This is a genomic window from Pedobacter sp. UYP30 (genome assembly GCF_040547165.1).
Lineage (GTDB): Bacteria > Bacteroidota > Bacteroidia > Sphingobacteriales > Sphingobacteriaceae > Pedobacter.
The window spans coordinates 141,022-159,494 of record NZ_JBEPPD010000006.1 but is presented as its reverse complement, the minus strand read 5'-3'; the positions used below and the strand labels follow the sequence as shown (position 1 = coordinate 159,494).

General features: G+C 38.1%; 17 protein-coding genes and 5 tRNA genes. 17 read left to right on the top strand and 5 right to left on the bottom strand.

The features are described 5' to 3' along the window. Positions 1-287: 287 nt before the first annotated feature. The 3 genes from ABIB40_RS09300 to ABIB40_RS09290 all read right to left on the bottom strand — a co-directional run bounded on the left by ABIB40_RS09300 (position 288) and on the right by ABIB40_RS09290 (position 3,436). The gene (locus tag ABIB40_RS09300) at positions 288-1,385 is read right to left on the bottom strand and encodes an acyltransferase family protein (RefSeq protein WP_354358294.1); all 1,098 of its coding nucleotides are present in this window, start codon (positions 1,383-1,385) and stop codon (positions 288-290) included. Between the two features lie 163 nt (positions 1,386-1,548). Further along, positions 1,549-2,664, bottom strand: a complete 1,116-nt coding sequence (locus tag ABIB40_RS09295) for an acyltransferase family protein (RefSeq protein WP_354358292.1) — start codon at positions 2,662-2,664, stop codon at positions 1,549-1,551. A 373-nt stretch (positions 2,665-3,037) separates the two neighbouring features. Next, positions 3,038-3,436, bottom strand: a complete 399-nt coding sequence (locus ABIB40_RS09290; RefSeq protein ID WP_354358290.1) for a hypothetical protein — start codon at positions 3,434-3,436, stop codon at positions 3,038-3,040. Between the two features lie 238 nt (positions 3,437-3,674). Between ABIB40_RS09290 and ABIB40_RS09285 the strand changes: the two genes are divergently transcribed. The 14 genes from ABIB40_RS09285 (at position 3,675) to ABIB40_RS09220 (ending at position 13,848) form a co-directional block, all read left to right on the top strand. Continuing rightward, on the top strand, positions 3,675-6,524 hold the full coding sequence (locus tag ABIB40_RS09285; protein ID WP_354358288.1) for a carboxypeptidase-like regulatory domain-containing protein: 2,850 nt from the start codon (positions 3,675-3,677) through the stop codon (positions 6,522-6,524). A 164-nt stretch (positions 6,525-6,688) separates the two neighbouring features. Continuing rightward, positions 6,689-6,883 carry a 30S ribosomal protein S21 gene (gene rpsU / locus ABIB40_RS09280; RefSeq protein ID WP_354358286.1) on the top strand — a complete coding sequence of 65 codons (195 nt, stop codon included), beginning with the start codon at positions 6,689-6,691 and terminating at the stop codon, positions 6,881-6,883. A 352-nt stretch (positions 6,884-7,235) separates the two neighbouring features. Continuing rightward, positions 7,236-8,120 (top strand): tyrosine-type recombinase/integrase, encoded by an 885-nt coding sequence (locus tag ABIB40_RS09275; protein WP_354358284.1) that lies wholly within the window; start codon positions 7,236-7,238, stop codon positions 8,118-8,120. A 13-nt stretch (positions 8,121-8,133) separates the two neighbouring features. Then, entirely contained in the window at positions 8,134-8,481 is a 348-nt protein-coding gene (gene hpf, locus ABIB40_RS09270) for a ribosome hibernation-promoting factor, HPF/YfiA family (RefSeq protein WP_354358282.1), read from the top strand. Positions 8,482-9,153: 672 nt separating this feature from the next. Then, positions 9,154-9,226 (top strand) — tRNA-Thr (locus ABIB40_RS09265). A gap of 77 nt (positions 9,227-9,303) precedes the next feature. Next, positions 9,304-9,386: transfer RNA gene (locus ABIB40_RS09260), tRNA-Tyr, on the top strand. A gap of 174 nt (positions 9,387-9,560) precedes the next feature. After that, a tRNA-Gly gene (locus tag ABIB40_RS09255) sits at positions 9,561-9,633 on the top strand. A gap of 78 nt (positions 9,634-9,711) precedes the next feature. Continuing rightward, positions 9,712-9,783, top strand: a tRNA-Thr gene (locus ABIB40_RS09250). Between the two features lie 123 nt (positions 9,784-9,906). Then, a complete protein-coding gene (tuf, locus tag ABIB40_RS09245) occupies positions 9,907-11,094 on the top strand; it encodes an elongation factor Tu (RefSeq protein WP_354358280.1) in 1,188 nt (395 codons plus the stop codon). 207 nt (positions 11,095-11,301) lie between these two features. After that, positions 11,302-11,375 (top strand) — tRNA-Trp (locus ABIB40_RS09240). Between the two features lie 93 nt (positions 11,376-11,468). Further along, positions 11,469-11,663: a preprotein translocase subunit SecE gene (secE, locus tag ABIB40_RS09235; RefSeq protein WP_354358278.1), complete on the top strand. Its 195-nt coding sequence runs from the start codon at positions 11,469-11,471 to the stop codon at positions 11,661-11,663. A 9-nt stretch (positions 11,664-11,672) separates the two neighbouring features. Further along, positions 11,673-12,212 carry a transcription termination/antitermination protein NusG gene (nusG, locus tag ABIB40_RS09230; protein ID WP_354358276.1) on the top strand — a complete coding sequence of 180 codons (540 nt, stop codon included), beginning with the start codon at positions 11,673-11,675 and terminating at the stop codon, positions 12,210-12,212. A gap of 429 nt (positions 12,213-12,641) precedes the next feature. Continuing rightward, positions 12,642-13,145 (top strand): hypothetical protein, encoded by a 504-nt coding sequence (locus tag ABIB40_RS09225; RefSeq protein WP_354358274.1) that lies wholly within the window; start codon positions 12,642-12,644, stop codon positions 13,143-13,145. 169 nt (positions 13,146-13,314) lie between these two features. Continuing rightward, complete coding sequence (locus ABIB40_RS09220; protein WP_354358272.1) at positions 13,315-13,848, top strand: hypothetical protein; 534 nt, start codon at positions 13,315-13,317, stop codon at positions 13,846-13,848. Between the two features lie 217 nt (positions 13,849-14,065). Here the strand turns inward: ABIB40_RS09220 and ABIB40_RS09215 are convergent, their stop codons facing one another. Further along, entirely contained in the window at positions 14,066-15,019 is a 954-nt protein-coding gene (locus ABIB40_RS09215) for a DUF3137 domain-containing protein (RefSeq protein WP_354358270.1), read from the bottom strand. After that, entirely contained in the window at positions 15,019-15,576 is a 558-nt protein-coding gene (locus tag ABIB40_RS09210) for a LemA family protein (RefSeq protein ID WP_354358268.1), read from the bottom strand. Before ABIB40_RS09210 ends, ABIB40_RS09215 begins: the two co-directional genes overlap by 1 nt. A gap of 1,151 nt (positions 15,577-16,727) precedes the next feature. Here ABIB40_RS09210 and rplK point away from each other — a divergent pair. From rplK to rplJ, 3 genes are read left to right on the top strand one after another with little or no spacing between them, the layout of a single operon-like run. Beyond that, on the top strand, positions 16,728-17,171 hold the full coding sequence (rplK, locus tag ABIB40_RS09205) for a 50S ribosomal protein L11 (RefSeq protein WP_354358266.1): 444 nt from the start codon (positions 16,728-16,730) through the stop codon (positions 17,169-17,171). Positions 17,172-17,191: 20 nt separating this feature from the next. After that, positions 17,192-17,890 carry a 50S ribosomal protein L1 gene (gene rplA, locus ABIB40_RS09200; RefSeq protein WP_354358264.1) on the top strand — a complete coding sequence of 233 codons (699 nt, stop codon included), beginning with the start codon at positions 17,192-17,194 and terminating at the stop codon, positions 17,888-17,890. Between the two features lie 5 nt (positions 17,891-17,895). After that, positions 17,896-18,417: a 50S ribosomal protein L10 gene (gene rplJ / locus ABIB40_RS09195; protein WP_354358262.1), complete on the top strand. Its 522-nt coding sequence runs from the start codon at positions 17,896-17,898 to the stop codon at positions 18,415-18,417. Positions 18,418-18,473 lie beyond the last annotated feature (56 nt).

The following is an 18,473-nucleotide window of genomic DNA, read 5'->3' as shown; positions in this document are numbered from 1 at the left end:
TTATGGTTTTATAACTTTCAAAGACGTAGATATGGGTTTATTAATTTTTAACATTAGCCTATTTGATGCCACCCCGAACACTTCCGGTACTTCCATGATCTGTAAGCAGAAGCCTCTAAATATCATTATCTAGAGGCTTGGTAGCGGCTCTAATATTGCGTTTTTTTTAGATAGGTACTCTTCAAGTCTTAAAATTTCGACTCATTTTCGCAACCAAAAATCAAACTTTAAAAAAGAAACAAACTCGGGAATGAAATTTGTGGCTACAAATCGCCTAAGTATAAATACTACTGAATAACAGTTGTAACTTTTCTTTTATTGTTAAAATATCTTCTTATCGGAATATCATAAAGCCTCATTGCTAGGTACGCAAAGCCAACCAAAAGGATTAAAGAAGTTACAATAATTAACGCCAACTCTACGCCAGCAGGTTTGTTGCTTGTATAGTAGTTGCCAAACATCCATAGAAAAGCATAGTGGGTCATGTATAGCGGATATGATATCTTTCCCGAAAATTCGCAAAGTTTCTTCAATTTGGGTGCTACCGCTGTGCCTGCTCCCAACGCTATTAAAAGCGGGAAATAAAATATTACAATGGTAGGTTCCGTAAGCCAGTTCCACTTACCAAACGGCATTAAAAACGCAAATGATAGTAGTATACCTAGACCCAAAAAACCAAACTTGTTTTTGATAATTAAGTTGAATCTATAAATAGCCAAACCTGCTAGAAATGAAAAAAATATTCTCGCTCCACCATCCCAAAAAGTTTCGCCGCTCCAACCGCCTAATAAATTTCCGGCCTTATAGCTGACCACGCAAAGTGTTGCAGCGGCAATAACTGTTAGAAAAAATAACACTTTACGACTGATTCGGAATAGGATGAATACATAAAAAATATTTGCAACATATTCCCAAAATAACGACCATGCGGGTGCATTTAGCCCAAATAAATTAAATCCACGTTCTGCCATTATTGGAAAAGGTATCAGAAAGATTGAACTCAGGAATATCAATATTGTTCTACCTAAACTGTATGCTTCAGGCTGCCCTCCAAATGGGTCGAGTAGAAAAGTTAGCAAGCCCAACACAGAACCAAGAATAATTAACGGATGAAGTCTAATCAGCCTAGCTTTAAGAAACTGCACTATCCCCATTCTTTCAACTCGATCATCGTATGCGTAGGCGATAACGAAACCAGAGAGACAAAAAAAGAAATCTACGGCAAGGAAACCGTGAGCGATAAAATTTTTTGTAAAATCTGAGTAAGCCCATTCCATAAAATGGAAAATAACAACTGCAACTGCAGCTAGACCTCTTAAACCATCTAGAATTTTATAGTGTTGCTTTGTTTTAAAGTTATCTGGAGCTAACTGGGATTCGGTCATTGATATTCGAAGTAAGCGGTTTAAAGAAACCGACCAAAATTAGTAAAATGAACCATTTTGGCAAGAAGAGTTTAACACTTAAACATTTTGAAATCAATCTTAATGTAATTATTTGATAATAAAAAAAATGCCAGTAAATTAGCGTTAAAGGTCTACCATATCTTTAGGCTAGTTTTTTCTTTAACCATTTGCGAACCGGTTCATCGTACCATTTTAATGTGGCATAGGCCAAGCCAATTGAACCTATTAAGATAAGTAAAGCATACGGCCAAGCCTGTGCTAAAGTTATTCCCTCGTTATCACTAATCCAGGCAACATAAAAATAAACCAATGGATAGTGAACCATATAAAGCGGATAGGATAACTCGCCTAAGAATTTGCAAAGCTTATTTTCCCTTTGGGTTTTCATTAGTCCGCTTGCGCCAAGATAAACGATAAGTGGGAAGACAATAATAATGCAAACAGCATCGTAAATTCCATTCATCCACATGTGTTCGGCGCCACCGATACGTGGCATATAAAGTGCGGCAACTATTAAAAGGCTACACCACAAGAAAGCATTTTTAATTTTGGTAGGTTTGGCTACACGTGAAAGTAACAAGCCTGCAAAAAAAGGATACATAGTTCGTGTAAATCCGATGCGCACTTGTTCTACATTTAGTGTCCAGCCACCGCTCACATCACCGTTTGTGATTGCCATTTGCGCGAGTGCAATAGCAGCAATAATCACTAGGATTCCCAAGGCAGTTTTAGAAAATTTCCTAATCCAAATAGCATACAGAATATTGGCAATATACTCGAAAAACAATGACCATCCAACGCTGTTAAGCGGATGCATTTCCTCCCAACCACGAATATCGAGTGATAGAGGTATTGGTAAGATTGTATAACCTATGAGCATTACTAACAACATTTTCCAAAGGGGAATGGTATGAATAAGTGGCCATAGCGTAGAATCTGTATAATAAAATCCTATAGCACCAAGCGTCATTCCCATAACCACCATCGGTTGCAGACGTATAATACGGCGTTTAAAAAAATTGGAAATTGTTAATTTTTGCCATCGATCATCGTAGGCATAGCCTATTACGAAACCCGATAATATGAAGAAAAAATCTACAGCCAAATAACCATGATTTACCATTTTATCTAAGTTGCCTGTCGAGAATGGTTCGGCGAGGTGAAATGTTACAACAATAATTGCTGCCACTCCGCGAAGGCCGTCCAATATGGGGTAGTGAGGCTTGGCAGCCAACTGAATATTTGCGTCTGTGCTCATTTGATGGGTTACAAAACGCACAATTTGTAAAAAATAGTTAACATAAGCTTATATAATTAATTTTTTTAAAATTTGAAATAACTTAAACCTATCAACAGATAAAGTTATAATAAAATTACTGCTTATTTAATCAGCTACATTCTAAAAAAAATTCAGGAATAATGATAATTCATAGAAATACGGTAAGTCTATCGCAAATTAGGGCTAGTTCATCCTGCCCAAACTCATTAATATTCAGGTTTTAGAGCAAGTGCAAGGCAGTTAAACAATGTTGTTTTCCCAGCAAAAATACTTTGAAGTTATTCCTTATCCTGATATCGTAGCGGAATCTGTCCGGTTTAGAAAGCTAGGCCAATCTTCCGCGATAAATTCCCTATCGGCCAACAGGCAGTCGATGCGTCCCAAACCAATCGATAGAATCCTTTACCAATGCTATGCGCTCAGCTGTATTGGAATTCGCCCTCTTATCAAGCATATTGAAAATCAGCGGTATGACAACGTTTCTATCACTTACCCAAAGCGTCAAGTTATTGATGTTCATGTCCCAAAATCTCCAGTTGGTCTTGTCCCTTATCCGAACAAAGGAATCTTGATTTGACAAGAGTCTGAAAATAAGCTTAGCTACCAACCTTATGGGCAGTCCGGCCTCGGCCATAAAGCATTGTATACGCCTGAAACAGCTGTTTGCCAAAGGTGTGGAGAACAATCCAGCAGAGGTTTTGGGATAATTGCCAGATTTTACCTTACATAGCGCTTTTATAAAAAGGTACATCAGGTGCATTCTTTCCAGATTGAGTTCTCCCTTGAGATGACTTGTAAACACGCTCAGTAATTGCTTATCTTTAGGGGCTAGACTAGTATTCTTTTTTAAAGACATTATGTGGTAATAATTATCTAATATAATGAATAGCAGTGTATTAAGTAGGTAATTTTAGGGTTGTGTTGGTAGTTTTCAAAAGATTATCATTTTTCCACGTTCTAAAGAAAGTAGACGATAGTAGCATTCATATATGAAGACATTTATTCTAAGCCAAATAGTAATGGTAACGCTGTTTATCACAAGTGTATTTGCACAAAAAACAAATGCTGTAGATTTAAACACCGTGCTAAAGGTAGTTAAGGTCCATCAAAATGCGTACGCCCCAGAAAAAGCGTACCTCCAAACGGACAAAAACACCTATTTTTTGGGCGATACCTTATGGTTCAAAGCATATCTTTTTGATAAATTGAGTCTGTCTGCGGCCGAGAAAAGCAAGATTTTGTACATAGAATTAAACGACGACACCTTAGATAATGTAAAAAGAATAAGCATTCCGATAAGTTACGGCATTGGATGGGCTCAGATACCCTTATCCCCAAAGCAATTTCATGAAGGCACTTACACCCTAACCGCCTACACCAATTGGATGCAGAATACTGGGTCTGCAAGTTTTTTTAGGCAGCGCATCTACATCGGCAAACCATCTGCCCAAATCTGGAGAATCCATCCTGCCATAAAACTTAATGATGTTGGAGAACTGGATGTTAAACTTGTGCTCTCTAACGCAGATGAAAAACCCGTCGCATCAAAAAACATTATGGCACTAATTCGAGACAGCGATAAAGTGGTGTATCGAAAAGAGATGCAAACGAACGCTGCCGGGGAAATAAACCTTGCCCTAAAGCTAACGGATAAATTAAAGAGCGAAGGATTAAGGTTGTACATCAGCAATGCCACAAAAGACGAACCTGCGCAATTGTTGTCGATACCGCTAAATTTTAATCGACCGGCTAAAATAGATCTACAATTTTTGCCCGAAGGCGGCCATTTGGTAAATGGATTAAAATCGGTAGTTGGCATAAAAGCGTTAAACGAAGATGGCAAGGGAGTTGACGTTAGCGGAACTATTTTTAACAGTAAAAATGAAAAAGTAACAGAGTTTAAAACCGTGCACAAAGGCATTGGCAAGGTTAGTTTTACACCAAGTGCAGGCGAAAGTTATTTTGCAACAATTAACGATGTAAACGGAAACAACCTCCACTATGATTTGCCGAAAATAGAAACAAATGGAACTGTGATGCATATAGAAAGTAATGCTGCTAAAGACAGTTTAATCTTGACAATTCAATTTTCAAAAAATTTATTAACGACCAGTAATTATAATTTAGTAGGAGAAAGCAGAGGTTTTGTTAGTTATGCGAGAGCCATCGATGCAGAAAACACCATAATTAAGGTAGCAAAGAATATTTTTCCCAGTGGCATTGCGCACTTTAGCCTGCTTAAAGATACAACTGCGGTAAATGAGCGTCTAGTGTACATAAACCAACACGATAATTTTTCTTTGACCCTTACAACAGATAAACCAATTTATGCCTCGAGAGACAGTATTGTGTTAAACCTAAATGTAAAAGACAATACAGGTGTTGCCGTAAATGGCAGCAGTTTTTCTGTAGCCGTTACAGATGATGCACAATACAAAGCAGATACGTTGGGAAACAATAGCATTGCAACTTCATTGTTGTTTACTTCAGATATAAAAGGCTTTGTAGAACAGCCTTCTTTTTATTTGAAGGATACGCCAGAAAGTGCCGAAGCTTTGGATAACTTAATGCTTACCCAAGGTTGGGTTGGCCTAAATTGGAAAAATGTGTTTACCCCAAAGCCAGTTAAATTTGAAGCAGAAAAAAGTATTGTAGTTACCGGTAAAGTTACCAATGCAAATAAAAAACCAGTAGAGGGTGCTCAAGTATTAATTTCCTCTCAAAAACCTGTGTTCTTTAAACAGGTAACCACCAATAAGGATGGAATTTACAGGTTAGACAGTTTACCATTGTTAGATACCGCTTCGTTTTTTATTATGAGGCAAACAAAAAATGGGCAACTTTCTAGGTTTGGCAAAACTACGGTAAATAAATTCGAACCTGCACCAGTTAGCTATTATGCACCCCCAATAAAACCATGGTATTTAGATACCGATAGCGTAACCCAAGTTAGGACGGAAAACGGCATAAAGCAATTAGACGATTTTGCATTTAAAACAGGTAAGACGTTAAATGAAGTGGTAATTAAAGGGAAAAAGAAGATTCCCAATTCATTTAACACCAGAGGAGCGGATTTTACCTTCGATCCAAAAGCTATCAAGGCTTCAGGAGTTACTAATCTTTACGATTTTTTAAGAACCCAACTTCCTGGATTTAGAATTGTGATGAAAAACTCACTCGTAACGGCAGTTTACGGAAAATACACAATGAATTTGAGTATTGATGCAGGATATTTACCTTTCTCTTTCAAATACATCAAACCAACAATTGAAGAGGTAATTGCTACGCTAAAAGGCTATAACATAACCGCTGCCTTGGGAATAGAAGTTTTATATAGTCAAAAGTACACTAGAGCTGGCACGCCAGATGAGCATATGCCAAATGCCAATGTTTTTTTTGACCCAAAACAGGGTTTAAGCAAAGATTCTCTGCGAAAATCTGAACTAAAAGGTTTTGGAGCATCCAATGACGATGATTTTTTAGGTCATCGGTTTCTTGCAGCTGTAGGTTTAGTTGAATATCGAGGTACTATTTTTATTACTACAAGATTTAACGCAGGCGGAGGAGATAATAACTTAAATAGGATTACTTACCGCCCAGTTAACAGCATATATGCCAAACAATTTTATGCGCCCAAATACATTACAAGAGAAACAGCCGAAAATCAAGACTTAAGATCTACCGTTTATTGGAAACCTGATATTGTAACCGATGTAAATGGAAATGCAACAATTAAATTTAACGCAGGTCAGAAAAAGACGATGTATACGGTAATAGTGCAAGGCGCAGATTTGCAGGGAGGGGTTGGAGGTACGACTGCTAAAATTAAAGTAGAATAGATTGGAGTCTCAGTTGCGCTTAATAGATTGGCGCTATCAGTTTAAAACCTGTCAAAAAAAACGTTTAGAAAAAAAATAAAAACCCAACAAATCTTTTCTATATATTTGCAACCCCTAACAATAGGGCAAAATTTAAAAACCACGAAAGGAGGTATTTCAGCGTTATGATTATGATCAACATTAAAGACGGCGAATCTTTGGATAAGGCCTTGAAACGTTTCAAGAAAAAATTCGAAAAGACCGGCGTATTAAGAGAATTGCGTAGTCGCCAAGCTTATGAGAAAAAATCTGTAGCTCGTCGTACTGAAGTAAAACACGCTATTTACGTTCAAAATATGAATCAAGAAGCAGCTTTATAATTGCTGTTTACTCCATAATTAGGTGCCTCCAAATAAATTTTGGGGGCATTTTTTGTTTTAGAAGTCGGGAGTAAGAAGTTGGAGTTTTTTACGTCTAGCGCAGCCTCCCCGCTCGACTAGGTAAGAACTCAGCTCTTTCGTATCTGCCACGGCGTTTGAGAAATGGCGCCGCACTTTTTTGGTCATCTTGTTAAAGTTTCATGTAGTTTAGTGAGCGTCCTCAAAAAAAACAGGTAATTTGTTTTAGGTAGATTTTTTCAAGTTGGTGCCGTAAAATTAATTTAACTATTCGTTCGTTAAACCCTTAAAAAATCCTAACTTCAACTATCTTAAACAACCGAAAAACCGTTTCATGCTGTTAAAAAGTTTTGTCACTTATCTATCTCACGAAAAGCGGTACTCCCAGCATACCTTAACTTCCTATTCAAAAGATTTATTGGCGTTCGAGGCCTATTTGGCGGCCACTTTTGAACTTGGTTTTTTAGAGGTGAAGCCAACTTACATCCGTAGTTATATGATGCATTTGATGGAAGAAGGATTTTCTGCAAAAACGGTTAACCGCAAAATATCTACCATGCGCAGTTTTTACAAATTTTTGCTACGCGAGGGTAAGACAGAAAGCAATCCTGCGGCAGTAATCAAAGCGCCAAAAATACCAAAGCGTTTGCCGGTGTTTGTCGATGCCGCAAAAATGGACAGCTTGCTAGACTCCGACATTGTTTTTGGAAACAATTTTCCTCACAAAAGAGACCATCTGGTGATAGAGCTGTTGTTTGGCACGGGGATAAGGCTAACGGAGCTGTTAGGCATCCGCGAAAGCGACCTTAATATTTACGAGCAAACCATAAAAGTACTTGGCAAAAGAAACAAAGAACGGGTGGTTCCGGTAACGAAGGCGCTAAGTTTAGAGATACAGGATTTTATTGCAACTAAGAAGATACAAAATTTCGACAACAATGTAGAAGCGCTTATCGTTACAGATAAAGGATTGCCTGCTTACCCTAAACTTATATACCGAATTGTGACAGCCTATTTAAGTCTTGTAACCACAAATGATAAGAAAAGTCCGCACGTGCTGCGGCACAGCTATGCAACGAGTTTGCTTAACAATGGCGCAGACCTAAATGCAATAAAAGAGCTGCTGGGGCATGCAAGTTTGGCGGCAACGCAGGTGTACACCCATAATTCCATAGAAAGATTAAAATCAATTTATAAACAAGCCCATCCAAAGGCCTAAAAAAGGAGGAAACATGAAAATTGGAGTTCAATCAATTCACTTTAATGCAGATGCTAAGTTATTAGATTTTATACAGAAAAAAGCCGACAAGCTCGATCAGTTCTATGACCAGATCATTAGCGGCGAGGTTTATCTTAAACTAGAGAATGTAGAACATGAGGCTAATAAAATAAGTGAAATAAAGCTTATTGTACCGGGAGGAACTTTTTTTGCAAAAGATCAATGTAAGTCTTTTGAAGAGGCGACCGATTTGGCTATTGAGTGTTTAAAAAAGCAGATTACCAAGCACAAAGCGAAAACAAGAGTAAAGTTGAGCGAGCGTAAGGCTATTTTAAGCGAGGTTGCGGCACAGGCATATTAAGTATTTTAGTTGAGCATTTAGCAAAGGCATCTCAAATTGGGATGCCTTTTTTTTTCTTGATTCTGAAAATATTTTTTGGATTTATTAGGCTAATGTTAAACAGTAAAGGAAAAGCGTTTGAAACGGAAAATAGAAAAATTTAACGTTGTAGGTGGCAGTGATTGTTGCTGAACTAGCTTTTTTATGGTTATTTTGGTAATTGGAGGTTGTATATTTTTGGACTAATAAAGATTTATAGCGTTTAATTTGTGTTTTAAAAAGGGCGGATGCTAAACATAAATTCAAAACTAGCGCTGTGCATAACAAGTATGCAATAATTTTAACATAGCGAGGCTAGTGCGAAATAACTGAATAACAAGCAACTAGTTTAACTTCTTTTTTGCAGAAAATAGCAACAAGGAAAATACGATGTTTTTTTTGGAGATTTATTTTGAATAGAAGTTTAAATGTGTAGATTTGCATTCCATTTGAGAAAGGGCATTGATGCTTGTAAAGATGGATTGTTCTTTAAAAGATTTATATTAAATAACACAACAATAAACGTTTCTATTTTTTTTTGAGCGTTTGATTAAAAGCCTCCTTAGCTCAGCTGGTAGAGTCCCGTACGTACGGGATAATCAGTAGGTCTAGCCTTAACACGGCTCGATTGGATTTGGGAGGTTGAAAATAAAAGCCTCCTTAGCTCAGCTGGTAGAGCAACTGACTTGTAATCAGTAGGTCATTGGTTCGATCCCGATAGGAGGCTCAGTTAATTTAAGATTTTAGATTTTCGATTTTAGATTTGGAACTCCAATCATAACTCGTAACTCTAAAATTTTGCATGGGGAGATTCCAGAGCGGCCAAATGGAACAGACTGTAACTCTGTTATCGCAAGATTTCGAAGGTTCGAATCCTTCTCTCCCCACAGTAAGGTTTACGATGGTAGATGGACTAATTTAGATTTGAGACGTTAGATTTGAGTTTTGACAAATGTGCTTATCGTAAATCTAAAATTTTAAAAAAGATTGAAAGTTTGAAGCGTTAGAGATGTGCGATGTAGAAATCGTAAATTGTAATTCAAAAATTTTAAATCAAAAAAGCGGAAGTAGCTCAGTTGGTAGAGCGATAGCCTTCCAAGCTATAGGTCGCGAGTTCGAACCTCGTCTTCCGCTCTTGGTAGTTCAGTGGTAATATTCGGTGGTTTTTATTAACCTCTATTGAAGAACAGAAATACCGATGAGCGAATATAAGCCGACTTAGCTCAGCGGTAGAGCACTTCCTTGGTAAGGAAGAGGTCATGGGTTCAATTCCCATAGTTGGCTCAAAAAACACTTTGTTAACTCTGTTTAAAAGCACAGAACCGACAAGGTTTTTTGTGTTGTATAATATTAAAGGATTAAAAAGAAAAATAATACAGTTTAACCTACTAATTAGTTATAAATAAAATGGCAAAAGAAAAATTTGACCGCAGCAAGCCGCACTTAAACATCGGTACCATCGGTCACGTAGATCACGGTAAAACAACTTTAACAGCAGCTATCTCGAAAGTTTTGGCTGATGCTGGATTATCTGTGGCACGTTCGTTCGAATCTATCGATTCAGCTCCTGAAGAAAAAGAAAGAGGTATTACCATCAACACTTCGCACGTAGAGTACTCTACTGCACTTCGTCACTACGCACACGTAGATTGTCCTGGTCACGCAGATTATGTTAAGAACATGGTTACTGGTGCTGCCCAAATGGACGGTGCAATCATTGTTGTTGCTGCTACAGATGGTCCAATGCCACAAACTCGTGAGCACATCTTATTGGCTCGCCAGGTTGGTGTACCAACATTAGTTGTTTTCATGAATAAGGTTGATATGGTAGATGATCCAGAATTACTAGAATTAGTAGAGATGGAAATTCGCGAACTATTATCATTCTATGATTTCCCAGGTGATGATATTCCTGTAATTCAAGGCTCTGCTTTGGGTGGCTTAAATGGCGATCCAAAATGGGTTGGTAAAATTATGGAATTGATGGATGCTGTAGATAGCTACATTCCAATTCCTCCACGTTTAACTGAGCTTCCTTTCTTGATGCCGGTAGAAGATGTGTTCTCTATCACTGGTCGTGGTACAGTTGCAACTGGCCGTATCGAGCGTGGTGTAATCAACTCAGGAGATCCAGTAGAGATTTTGGGTATGGGTGCAGAAAACTTAAAATCTACCGTTACTGGTGTAGAGATGTTCCGTAAAATATTAGATTACGGTGAAGCTGGAGATAACGTAGGTTTATTGTTGCGTGGTATAGAGAAAACCGATATCCGTAGAGGTATGGTTATTTGTAAACCAGGTTCTGTAACTCCACACACAGACTTTAAAGGCGAAATTTATGTTTTGTCTAAAGCAGAAGGTGGCCGTCACACGCCATTCTTTAACAAATACCGTCCACAATTCTATTTCCGTACAACAGATGTAACAGGAGAAATCTCGTTGCCAGAAGGTACAGAAATGGTTATGCCAGGCGATAACGTTACCATCAGTGTAAAATTGATTAACGCGATTGCAATGGAAAAAGGTTTACGTTTCGCTATCCGCGAGGGTGGTAGAACTGTAGGTGCCGGACAGGTAACTGAAATAGTAAAGTAAGACCTACAAGCCCTTTAAGTGGCTTAAGGAAACTAAGTAATTAATATATAGTATTTAGTAGTTAGATAAACTTATTTAGTGCTTAGATTAGACGAAAAAAGTCAACGTCTAAGTGCTAAATATTTTATTTGAGCAACTTATTTTGATTTTTCGAATTAAGTGGCGTTTTTGTCTAAATACCTTATATTAACCACTAAATACTAAAACACGGGAATAGTTCAATGGTAGAATAGAGGTCTCCAAAACCTTTGATCAGGGTTCGAATCCTTGTTCCCGTGCCAGTAGATTGAGGATTGAAATTGAATGATAGAATCGTAGTTTCGAATCTATCATTTAACACCTCAAATTGCATCACATTATTCAAAATTTTAAAGATGGCTAAAGTAGTAGACTTCATAAAAGAATCTTACGAGGAAATGACCGAGAAGGTAACTTGGGACACTTGGGGCGAGTTGCAAAATTCTGCCGTTGTTGTTCTCATCACATCACTCATTATCGCAATGATTATTTTTGCAATGGATAAAGGATCTACCTTCATCTTAGATACCTATTATAAAACCCTTAACTAAATTTTACTGATGAGCGAGTTGAAATGGTATGTGGTAAGAGCTGTAAGCGGTAAAGAAAAAAAGGTAAAGCAATACATCGATGCAGAGATTAGCCGTTTAGGCTATTCACATTTGGTTCCGCAGGTGTTAATTCCTATGGAGAAGTATTACCAAATGAAAGATGGTAAGAAGATTGCAAAAGAGCGTAACTTTTATCCGGGTTATGTGTTGATAGAAACTACTTTAGATGGCGAGTTGGAGCACATCATAAAAGGTATAAATAGTGTTATTGGCTTTCTTGGCGATAAAGAAGGAAATCCTATCCCGATGCGCCAGGCAGAAGTTAACCGTATTTTAGGTAAGGTTGACGAAATGAGTGAGCAAGGCGAGATGATGAACGTACCTTACTTTGTTGGCGAAAACGTTAAAGTAATGGATGGCCCATTTAATGGCTTTAACGGTGTGATAGAAGAAGTGAACGAAGAGAAGAAAAAATTAAAAGTAATGGTTAAGATCTTTGGAAGAAAATCTCCGCTAGAGCTTAACTATATGCAAGTAGAAAAAGAGTAAATCTTAAAATATTTATACTAAAAGCCTCCGAATTTCGGGGGCTTTTTTGTTTTTGAAAAATTTGAATAGGGAGTAAGGAGATTTGAGAACTAACAAATTAAAATAATTGCGTTCGTTAGAAATCCGTCTTTCAGCTTATGGCGGTTCAATGTGATTTTTTGGTCTTTTGCTGTTAGCCTCAACCTCAGCCTCAATCTTTTTTTTGGCGTTTTAATCCCGCACGTGCGTGACTATAGTTTTCTATCACGCTAAATGCGCAATAGAAAAGCTGCCGCTTCTACGGTTAACGCATCTCTAACGGTGCTCGTCGTTGAGGAACGAAACGTCTCGCAACTAGTCGTTTCTGTTTTATTATCCAATTATTTATGGATATTGCTAGCATTTAGCATCGTCTTTTTATAGCTCTGATAATCAGGGCGTGTTTTATCTATGAGAAAAGCACTTTCAATAACATGTTTTTTAGGTTTCTGCTTCATTTTTATAAGCAATCAGTCTTTCGCGCAGAAGCCAAATGAAATTGTTCCGTTGTATAAATTTTTTCAAGAAAACGCAGACAGTACTATTGTGCTAACACACGATCAAGGTTCGATATTCGAGGTGGTAGATTACCTAATCATTAGCAAAAGCAAAGGCATTGTAACTCTTTATCGGTATGGCTCGCCGTATAGCAGACTTGCAAAAACTAAAATGCCGACAGAAATCAGGGCTTTTTTTAGAAAAAGAGATTTTAAGGTCAGTCAAATAAAGGCAGATACAAATGCCTATTTCAATGTAAGAGACATCTCGTTAAAGAAAGCAGAAAAATTGTGGAAAAGAATTAACTCTTTTCGCCCTTGGCGAATGAAAGATGACTCCGTCGATGGAGAAGGCTGCCCAACAAAGACAGATAAGTCTAACGCTGAAGTTTTTGACGGGGGAAAAGTTTTTCTCTAGATGATAACTAAACCAAAAATAAAGAGGTTAGCTTTTTATGCGCCCAAATTTTATAATAAAGAATGTCCAGGACGAAAGGGGCGAAAATCAATTCTGAAAATTAAGGGCCTTTTAAAGGCTGTGTTTTAGAGAAAATGATGATTTATTAACCGAAACTTTAGCTTATCCTATGAAACGACTGATTTTTATATGCTGCCTTTTCGTAATCTTAATTTCTAGCTGCACATCTAAACAACAACGCAATGCTAATGAAAAGTTATTGGTTGCCGATTTTTTAAATTATTATTTTACCGAGGTGGTAAAAATAGACCATCCCGTATTATTAAAGACGTTCGAAAAAAATGGAGAATGGAGCTGTGTGACAGACAATTTCAAAGCATCTGCAAGGCTTGGTTTTAATGATATGGAATATAAAACAGATTCTCTAGATAATTACCATCTAAATTTTTCGCCCACATTTATTTCTTTGTCTGATTTTCCAGATGACCACTCTGATCACACATGGTCAGAGTTTAGAGAAAAGTATCCGAAAGGTTTTTATGTAATTTACTCTCCAATTGTAAACGAAGATTTTAATAAAATAATTGTTAAAATAGCCTTTGGCTGCGGCGGTAGGTGCGGGCATGATGAAATGTACATCTATGAGAAGGCCTCCAATGGAAAGTGGGAATTGATAAAAAAAGGATGCGAAGGTTTTAGTTGAGTTTTAAGTTTGCTGCTTAGCCCTCAACCTTTCCGCCCTTTGCCTCATTCTGGCTATTAATTATATTCAGTGCTAATTTTGAGCACACGTGGCACGCTTGCGCTAGATTTATCTAATTAGCCAGCCGCCTTAACAAATAAACGACTTAACAACTAAACAGCTAACTAATCTTCTGCCTTCCTGCCGTCTACCTCATTCCGCTTTCCGCTTTAGTCTTTTAGCTTTTATTCCATATCCTCGTATTCAAATCCATCTCCCGTACCACATCATACATAAACTTAATAGTTGCAACATCTTCGTTAAGTAAATTTGGGTTAAGCAACGTTTTAAAAATTGGCGCTTCAAAACAATTTCTATCCAACGGAAAAGCGATGTACATTTTGGTATTGATAAAAGATAGGGAAACGGTATCTTTTGATTGATGGTTTAAAGCCAAAATTCTTTCCATCATGGCCGGTGTTAAAATGTACCGGGCTTCTACCTGATCGATCGCATGGGTAACAAAGGTTTTCTCGAAGTTTATGTTTTCCAGTTGGACAAGGTTCTTGCTGCCAATAGAAAATAGGTTTTTAGAGAACCACGCACCCAAGGCGTTCCCAAAATCTTTGGGCCTTACAACGGTTACTCCATTAAAGTTTTTATTGAAATCTGCTGTAAATAGGATGCCTTTAAATATGTTGTGCCAGTTTGTCTGTGTACCGTTCTTGGTGGTCGTTTCTGTTTTATATTCTGCATTCACTTCGGCGAAGTAAAAAGATGTTTTATCTGCCTTGCCACTTACCAAATCTTCTGTGCTATATCTATCGGGGCTGTTGGTAAAAAGCTGAGTATCGATAAATTCGGTTTCGCCAATGCCTGCATTTGGGTTGATAGATAAGCTTTGATCTAAAAATTTAAGTGCATGGCCAATCACCTCCAGTTTAAAAGCAGATTTGTAACTGGATAGCGCATCGCCAATGCGATATAGAAAAACGCCACCAGTAATCGCACTTATCGCCCCAACTATTATCGCCGGCACTGGGATAACCATAGTTGCGCCAACAATTCCCACCACAACGCCAACTACAATAAAGGCATAACCTTTAGTTTGCGCCTTGGCAATTTTTGCCCGCTCAATTTCTAAGATGGCCAATACACCTTGCAAGGCCGGATCGCTCAATAAATCAGGCATTAACTATTAAATAAATCTTTAGCGCTTACGTTTTTACGTTCTTCTTCGGCTGTTGCCAGAACCGGAATATGATAATAGTTTAACATGCCGGCAAACATATTACCTGGAAACATCATAATGGCATTATTGTAATCGGTAACCGAAGCGTTGTACGTTCTTCGAGCTGCCGCAATTTGTTCTTCGCTCTCTGTCCACGTGCCCTGCAATTGTAAAAAATTGGTGTTTGCTTTTAAATCGGGGTAATTTTCTACGTTAACCATCAAGCCTTTAACACTACTGCTTAACTGAGCATCCATTTCAGCTTTTTCTTCAACACTTACATTGCCAGAAATTGCCTTTGTTCTCAATTCAGTAATTTTTGTTAGTGTGCTCTGTTCGTAATTGGTGTATTGCTTTACAACCTCAACCAGGTTGGGTATCAAATCGAAACGCTTTTTCAGCATTACGTCGATTGCAGAGAAAGCATTGGTTACCTGATTCTTTTTTGCAACCAACGAGTTGTAAAAAGTAATTCCGAAGATTAATAGTACAACGACAATAACAGCTACAATAATCATGTTTTTAGTTTCTTTGGTTTGAGGGATAAATATAGAGAATTATTTTTATCGGTTTTGTTCTTCGAGAAGCTGTTAGCAGATCCTCGCTATATTTGATTTTAATCATATACTAATTTGATGTTGCATTGGTTATCCTTTCTATCAGCAAGTTCGTTAATAATCGGGCTTTAAAAATTTCTTTAACTTATTTAATCTGTCCCTCGCCGTTCACCATCTTCAACATGGAGATGTCGAACATTAAATAAAACTGGATTTGAAATTCCCATAAAGGAGGACGACAGGTTTTGGGTTTTTTGGATTCAGAAATTCGGTTCATTAGGCTTTGGAGTAGGCAAACTTCACCATGCGCAAGCTTAACATCCCCAAGAGGGTTATTGCAGGATTCGGTAAAAAAAATCGACTTATATAAATATGTAAAAACACCAACATGGTCGGCAGGTTTACTGGCGGTGGGTTACAACTCGCCGTATAATTTGAATGGAACAGAAGGCAGACCCTGAAACGAGTTCAGGATGACAGCGTCAAGGCGGTTTACTAGCGGTGAGTTTGAGTCCTGGGGATAGGTGGCGGAGATTTTGAAACGAGTTCAATGTGACGCGCATGGCTTAACCGCAACACAACTCCGCCCAAGAACCACCTCACTTTATACCTAAACCCGATTGCAGCGGCAGCCCGAGAAGCATGCGCGGCTATAGCGGAAAGCGGGGCTACAATTGCCGATATATGCTGCGATTTCGTTTTTAAAACAACTTTTTTATTATATTTAGCCCTCATGTCCATGCCGAGTATGCTATTTGTTATTGTAAACTGAGTTTCTTTTAGCTAATTGATTGAGCAGATGCGGCACGCGTGCGCTAATCTGTACAAGCAGTACCCCGCAAAGACGGAGTATGGCACGAACAAATCTAACCCCTAAACTTCTACCCGCCTAACCAACTCAACGCCGGTATAAACAATCTTTCCAAAACTATTGTGTATCTGCATTATAATTTCTATCTTTGCAGTCCTTTTGGGTTTATAGAATAAGGTTCGACGCCTTGGAACGGAAACAATCTAAAGTCGTAAATCTAAAATCTGTAATCTAAAGGGGTCTTAAATGTTACTTGCTTCCAACAATTTAACATTAGGTTTTAAATAAACAATTAACAAAAATGGCAAAAGAAGTCAGTGCACTGATCAAATTACAGATCAAAGGCGGAGCTGCAAATCCATCGCCACCAGTTGGTCCCGCATTGGGAGCAAAAGGGGTGAACATTATGGAGTTTTGCAAACAGTTTAATGCTCGTACCCAAGATAAGGCAGGTAAAGTATTGCCGGTTGTAATTACTGTTTATGCTGATAAGTCATTCGAATTCATCATCAAAACCCCGCCAGTAGCAATCCAGTTAAAAGATGCTACAAAATTGGCTAGTGGTTCTGCTGAGCCCAACCGTAAAAAAGTTGGATCGGTGACCTGGGACCAGATCAAAGCGATCGCAGAGGATAAAATGCCCGATTTAAATGCATTTACCGCTGAGTCTGCCATGAGTATGGTTGCCGGTACGGCACGCAGTATGGGAATTACCGTTTCTGGTGATGCACCCTGGAATAATTAATTATTAAACAGTTTACAACAGTGGCGAAATTAACTAAAAATCAAAAAACGGCGCACGCTAAATTAGAGGTTGGTAAAGCTTATACTTTACAGGCTGCTGCTGAATTGGTAAAAGAAATTACGACCACCAAATTTGATGCTTCGGTAGATATCGATGTATCATTGGGCGTAGATCCACGTAAGGCCAATCAAATGGTACGTGGAATAGCAACTTTACCACACGGAACAGGTAAAACTGTACGTGTCTTAGCTTTGGTAAATCCTGATAAGGAAGAAGAAGCAAGAGCAGCAGGAGCAGACTTTGTAGGTTTAGACGAGTATGTGGCCAAAATTGAAGGTGGTTGGACCGATGTTGACATTATTATCACTACACCAGCTTGTATGGCTAAGGTAGGTAAGTTAGGTAGGGTTTTAGGCCCACGTAACTTAATGCCAAATCCAAAATCTGGCACAGTTACCAACGATGTTGGTAAAGCTGTTACAGAGGTTAAGGCGGGTAAGATAGATTTTAAGGTCGATAAAACAGGTATCATACACGCTTCGATAGGGAAAGTATCATTCCCGGCAGAGAAGATTTACGAGAACGCTCTCGAAGTGCTTCAAATTATTTCTAAATTAAAACCATCTGCCGCAAAAGGAACTTATTTTAAGAGCATTCACGTGTCTTCTACTATGAGTCCTGGTATAGCAATTGAAACTAAATCAGTAGCGGGGATCTAATTATTATGAACAGAGAAGAAAAAAACGAAGTAGTTGCAGAACTACAAGGACAAATGCAAGAGTATGGCAATTTTTATATTGCAGATACCTCTAGCCTTTCTGTTGTGAAAATTAACAACATCCGCCGCAAATGTTTTGAAAGTGATATCGTAATGAAAGTTGCTAAAAACTCTTTGATTCGCAAAGCGATCGAAGGTTTAGAAGGCGATGCTTCTGAGATATACGAAAGCCTTAAGGGTTCATCATCTTTGCTTTTCTCTAAATCGGCAAATGCGCCGGCAAAGCTTATTAAAGCTTTGAGAAAAACATCTGATAAGCCTGTGCTTAAAGCAGCATATATAGATTCTTCTGTTTATGTTGGAGACAACCAGTTAGATACTTTGGTGAGCTTAAAATCGAGAGAAGAGCTTGTTGGAGACATTATCGGCTTGTTGCAATCGCCAGCGAAGAATGTTATATCTGCGCTTAAATCAAGCGGAGGCAAAATTGCAGGAATTGTTAAAACTCTACAAGAAAGAGAAGGTTAACGAACACCTTAAGTTCGAAGAAATTAAACAACATTATTTACGTAAATTTAAAATCT

Bases quoted from the DNA above. Each gene is read 5' to 3' on its own strand.
- ABIB40_RS09300 (WP_354358294.1), bottom strand. From the start codon at position 1,385: ATGACCGAATCCCAGTTAGCTCCAGATAACTTTAAAACAAAGCAACAC.
- ABIB40_RS09295 (WP_354358292.1), bottom strand. From the start codon at position 2,664: ATGAGCACAGACGCAAATATTCAGTTGGCTGCCAAGCCTCACTACCCC.
- ABIB40_RS09290 (WP_354358290.1), bottom strand. From the start codon at position 3,436: ATGTACCTTTTTATAAAAGCGCTATGTAAGGTAAAATCTGGCAATTAT.
- ABIB40_RS09285 (WP_354358288.1), top strand. From the start codon at position 3,675: ATGAAGACATTTATTCTAAGCCAAATAGTAATGGTAACGCTGTTTATC.
- rpsU (WP_354358286.1), top strand. From the start codon at position 6,689: ATGATTATGATCAACATTAAAGACGGCGAATCTTTGGATAAGGCCTTG.
- ABIB40_RS09275 (WP_354358284.1), top strand. From the start codon at position 7,236: ATGCTGTTAAAAAGTTTTGTCACTTATCTATCTCACGAAAAGCGGTAC.
- hpf (WP_354358282.1), top strand. From the start codon at position 8,134: ATGAAAATTGGAGTTCAATCAATTCACTTTAATGCAGATGCTAAGTTA.
- tuf (WP_354358280.1), top strand. From the start codon at position 9,907: ATGGCAAAAGAAAAATTTGACCGCAGCAAGCCGCACTTAAACATCGGT.
- secE (WP_354358278.1), top strand. From the start codon at position 11,469: ATGGCTAAAGTAGTAGACTTCATAAAAGAATCTTACGAGGAAATGACC.
- nusG (WP_354358276.1), top strand. From the start codon at position 11,673: ATGAGCGAGTTGAAATGGTATGTGGTAAGAGCTGTAAGCGGTAAAGAA.
- ABIB40_RS09225 (WP_354358274.1), top strand. From the start codon at position 12,642: ATGAGAAAAGCACTTTCAATAACATGTTTTTTAGGTTTCTGCTTCATT.
- ABIB40_RS09220 (WP_354358272.1), top strand. From the start codon at position 13,315: ATGAAACGACTGATTTTTATATGCTGCCTTTTCGTAATCTTAATTTCT.
- ABIB40_RS09215 (WP_354358270.1), bottom strand. From the start codon at position 15,019: ATGCCTGATTTATTGAGCGATCCGGCCTTGCAAGGTGTATTGGCCATC.
- ABIB40_RS09210 (WP_354358268.1), bottom strand. From the start codon at position 15,576: ATGATTATTGTAGCTGTTATTGTCGTTGTACTATTAATCTTCGGAATT.
- rplK (WP_354358266.1), top strand. From the start codon at position 16,728: ATGGCAAAAGAAGTCAGTGCACTGATCAAATTACAGATCAAAGGCGGA.
- rplJ (WP_354358262.1), top strand. From the start codon at position 17,896: ATGAACAGAGAAGAAAAAAACGAAGTAGTTGCAGAACTACAAGGACAA.